General features: G+C 66.5%; 3 protein-coding genes. All 3 read left to right on the top strand.

All coding sequences use genetic code 11. The features are described 5' to 3' along the window. Positions 1 to 1032, top strand: a 1032-nt coding sequence (locus ACE3OH_RS20395) for an HD domain-containing phosphohydrolase (RefSeq protein ID WP_374357466.1), incomplete at its 5' end; no start/stop codon positions are given. 85 nt (positions 1033 to 1117) lie between these two features. After that, on the top strand, positions 1118 to 2200 hold the full coding sequence (locus ACE3OH_RS20390) for an alkane 1-monooxygenase (RefSeq protein WP_374357463.1): 1083 nt from the start codon (positions 1118 to 1120) through the stop codon (positions 2198 to 2200). Between the two features lie 532 nt (positions 2201 to 2732). Then, positions 2733 to 4052 carry a TolC family protein gene (locus tag ACE3OH_RS20385; RefSeq protein ID WP_374357460.1) on the top strand — a complete coding sequence of 440 codons (1320 nt, stop codon included), beginning with the start codon at positions 2733 to 2735 and terminating at the stop codon, positions 4050 to 4052. Positions 4053 to 4059 lie beyond the last annotated feature (7 nt).

Raw genomic sequence — 4059 nt, 5'->3', positions numbered from 1 at the left:
GGAAGCGGCTGGCCGGATCGATTGCGCGGCGCAGCCGTGCCGGATACGGTTTACCTGGCGGCGCTGGCCAGCGATCTGGAAATTCTCAGCCGCGCCCATGGCCTGCCGCGTGCCCTGCAGCTGATCGCCAGCCGCGCCGGCCAGGTATACCCGCAGCATCTGGCCGATCTGGCGCAGCAGCGTGCCGCCGACTGGCTGGCGCAGCTGGCGGCGCTCGATGCGCAAGGCGGCGTGGCCCAGCCGCACCATGCACTGCGCGAGCAGACGGTGTCGCTGGAATTGATTGCCGATGTCATCGACCTCAAGCTGCCCTGGATGGCCGGCCATTCGCGCCATACCGCCACCCTGGCGCAGGCGCTGGCACACCGGCTGGGGTTGGACGATGCGGCGGTGCAGCGCATCTACCGCGCCGGACTGATCCACGGCATCGGTCGCGCCGCCCTGCCCAATGCGCTGTGGAATACCGCCGGCCCGCTGGCTTCGGCCGACTGGGAGCGGGTCAGGCTGGTGCCTTACTGGACCCGCCGGGCAGCCCAGCACACCCCTAGCCTTGCCGCCGAGGCGGAGATTGCGTCCTATGTTTACGAACGGCTGGATGGCAGCGGCTACTTCCGCAGTCTGGATGGCGCGGCCATTGCGACGGAGCGGCGCGTGCTGGCCGTCACAGCGGTATGGACTGCCCTGTGCGCCCGCCGTCCATGGCGCCCCGCCTTCGCGTCTGACGCTGCGGCTGCGCTATTGCTGGCCGAGGCCGCGCAGGGACGGCTGGACCCGGGCCTGGTCGATGCCCTGCTTGCCGAAACGCGCGGCCAGCCTGCTCGCCCGGCCGCCCGCAACACCGCGCTGCTATCAGAGCGCGAGACCGATGTATTGCGACGCATCAGCCTGGGCGAAAGCAATAAGGAAGTAGCGCGCGCCCTCGCCATCAGCCCCAGCACGGTGCGCACCCATGTGGAAAGCATCTTCCGCAAGCTGGCCTGCTCGACCCGCGCCGCCGCGACCTTGAAGGCATTCACCCTGGGCGTGTTGTAGGCGCAGCAGCCGGGCTTGAGCATCACGGTCAGGCGGCCTACAGTCAAAGCCTTGCCGCCTGCGGAGTGCTCTCATGCCGAATGCCGTGCCTGCCCTTCCCCCGGTCAACGCTGCCTGGCGCTGGTTACAGCGCATCGGCTATCTGGTGGCACTGATTCCGATTGCGCAGGCGGCCGGCGGTTTTCTGGCCGGTGGCTGGCGTGCCTGGCAAGTACCCCTGGTGGCATTCGGCCTGGCACCGCTGGTGGATTACCTGCTGGGCGATGACCCCAGTCCACCGCCCGCCGGCGACGAGCCGCGTTCTTCACCCTGGCATGATCTGATGCTCCATGCCTTTGTACTCGGCTACTGGGCGCTGCTGTTGTTTGGTTTGGGGCAAGCACAGGAAGGCGGCTGGACTGCCATCGAGCGACTGGGCAATACGCTGAGCATGGGGGTGGTCGGTGGACTCGGCATTGTGGTGGCGCATGAGCTGGGGCACCGCAAGACCCTGTTTCCGCGTCTGATGGCACAAGCGCTATTGCAGCCGCTGTGCTATGGCCATTTCACCCTGGAACACAATCGCGGCCACCATGCCTGGGTAGCCACGCCGGACGACCCGGCCACGGCGCGCTATGGCGAATCGTTTTACCGCTTCTACCTGCGCTGCGTGCCCGCCACCTGGCTGGCAGCAAAGCGGCTGGAGAGCGAGCGAATGGCGCGACTGGGACTGCCCGCCTGGCATTACCGCAATGCCATGTGGCGGCATGCCCTGATTCCGCTGGGCATGGCGCTGGTCATTGTCTGGCTGTTTGGCCCCTTGGCCCTGCTGTTCTGGGCGGGTCAGGCGCTTATCGGCTTCTCGTTGCTGGAAGTGGTGAACTATCTCGAACACTATGGCCTGCAGCGCCAGCCCATCGGCGATGGCCGGTTTGAGCCGACCCGCCCGCAGCACTCATGGAATTCCAATCATCTGTTTTCCAATCTGTTCGTCTACCAGCTGCAACGCCATTCCGACCATCACGCCTTTCCGGCCCGCCCCTATCAGGCGCTGCGCCCCTGGCTCGATGCGCCGCAACTGCCATCAGGCTATACCGCCATGATTCCGCTGGCGCTGCTGCCGCCGCTATGGTTCAGGGTGATGAATCCGCGGGTACAGGCCTGGCGAGAGAGGCAGGGCTCCTTGTAGGGAGCAATTGAAGCGAAGCGCATTGCGGCGAATGTGGCGCCTTGGCCTTATGCGCCTGCGGCGCCGGTGTTTTAAGCGGGGCCCTTGCTCTGCATGGCCAAGTTCTAAGTTCGCTTCGCTCGCCAAGAACTTGGGACACCGCAGCCGGGGGACTTTCTTTTGCTTCGCCAAAAGAAAGTCCCCGAAGAAAAGGCGACCCGACGTCCTCGCCCGGCTTTGCCGGGTCCCCTGCGCTCCTCACAGCTTGCGGCCGGGCCAGAACTCGCCTTGGCTACGCCAAGGCTCAGACATGCTGTCGCGGACTACCCCGCAAGCTGCTGCGGTGCTCGGCGAGGCCCACGGGGTCGGGGGTTCTTCGTAGTAACCTTTGCGACTTCTTCATTGTGTAAGCCCTTTAGCGCAGCTTGGCCACATCAGGCTGCGTTGCCCGCCCTCGCCATAAACCACAAACAAGCGTCTGCTTGATAAAGATCAATCGCGCTTGCTGCAATGCAGCACACAATCGCCGGCCTTTCTCCTGGTCGCCGATGTCATGACTCGTCTTTTCCCCTGCTGCCTGGCCCTGTTGGCGCTGGCGGCGTCTGCCGAAACGCTGGAAGACGCCTGGCGCGCCGCCGAGAGCGGCAATCCGGCCTTGCAAGCGGAACAGGCTGGCGTGACTGCGGCGCAGGCGCGCCAGAGAGCGGCGGCGGCGCTGGATTGGCCGGTACTCAGCCTCAGCGCTGGCTACCTGCATCTGAGCGATGCACCAACAAGTTCGGTCGATTTGTCGCCGCTAGGCCATGCGCTGGCCGGCACCCCGCTGGCGCCGATTGCTGCGCGCCTGCCGGGCAATCTCTCCTTGCCGCTGGCTGAGCGCGATATCAGTGCCGGCAGCCTGGCGCTCAGCTATCCGCTGTATAGTGGCGGCCGCATCAGCGCCACCCAGCGTGCGGCGGCAGCCGGGCTGGACTTGGCGCAGGCCAATCAGCAGCGGGCGCGCCAACAACTGCGCCTGGATATTGCCGAGGCCTATCTCAATGTATTGCGTGCCGACGCAGCGGCGCAAGTGGCCGAGCGTTACCGCTCTGGCCTTGCTGCCCATCGCAACGATGTGGCAGCGATGGAAAAGCAGGGGCTGGCCGCGCCGGTGGAGCGCATGACGGCCGATGTGGCGCTGGCCGATGCCGCCCGCCGCCAGATCGATGCCCGCCAGACGCAGGAATTGGCGTGCGCCGCTTACAACCGCCTGCTCAATCGCTCGCTCGATGCCGAGGTGCAATTGCAGGCTTTGCCCGCCAACTTGCTCGGCCCGCTGGCGGCCGATGGCGAGCAGGCGCTCAAGCAGCGGCCGGAACTGGCGGCGCTGACCGCCGGCGAAACTGCGCTGCATCAGCAAGCCGAGGCGGCACGCGGCGCCGACCGCCCGCAACTGGCCCTGAGCGCCATGCATCTGCGCTGGCGTGGGTTGTCTACCGAGCAGGACCGGACCAATGCCATCGGCGTGGTGATGAATTGGTCGCTATTCGATGGCGGCCTGGCGCGTCAGCAGGCGGCCGCCTTGCAGCAGGATGCCAGCGCACTTGCCGCGCGGCGCGACGATGCCCGATCGCTTGTGCTGCTGGATGTCAAACGCGCCTCGCTGGCCGAGCGCGCTGCCATCGAGCGCCAGGGCGTGAGCCAGTCGGCCGAGCAATTGGCGGCTGAGGCGCTGCGGCTAAGCCAGGCGCGCTATCGCGAGGGCCTTGCCAATCAAACCGAGGTACTGGCCGCCGAAACCCGCCGCGCCGATGCCGAACGTGCCCGTCACGACGCTGATTTCGACTTGCAACTGGCCCGGCTCAAGCTGCGCCGTGCCATGGGCGCGCTGTAAGCGCCTG

This window comes from Chitinimonas sp., from assembly GCF_041904975.1.
Classification (GTDB): domain Bacteria; phylum Pseudomonadota; class Gammaproteobacteria; order Burkholderiales; family Chitinimonadaceae; genus Chitinimonas.
The sequence above is the reverse complement of the archived record's forward strand: the minus strand, read 5'-3'. Positions and strand labels throughout refer to the sequence as shown.

Coding starts and splice junctions, on each gene's coding strand:
- ACE3OH_RS20385 (WP_374357460.1), top strand. CDS start 2,733: ATGACTCGTCTTTTCCCCTGCTGCCTGGCCCTGTTGGCGCTGGCGGCG.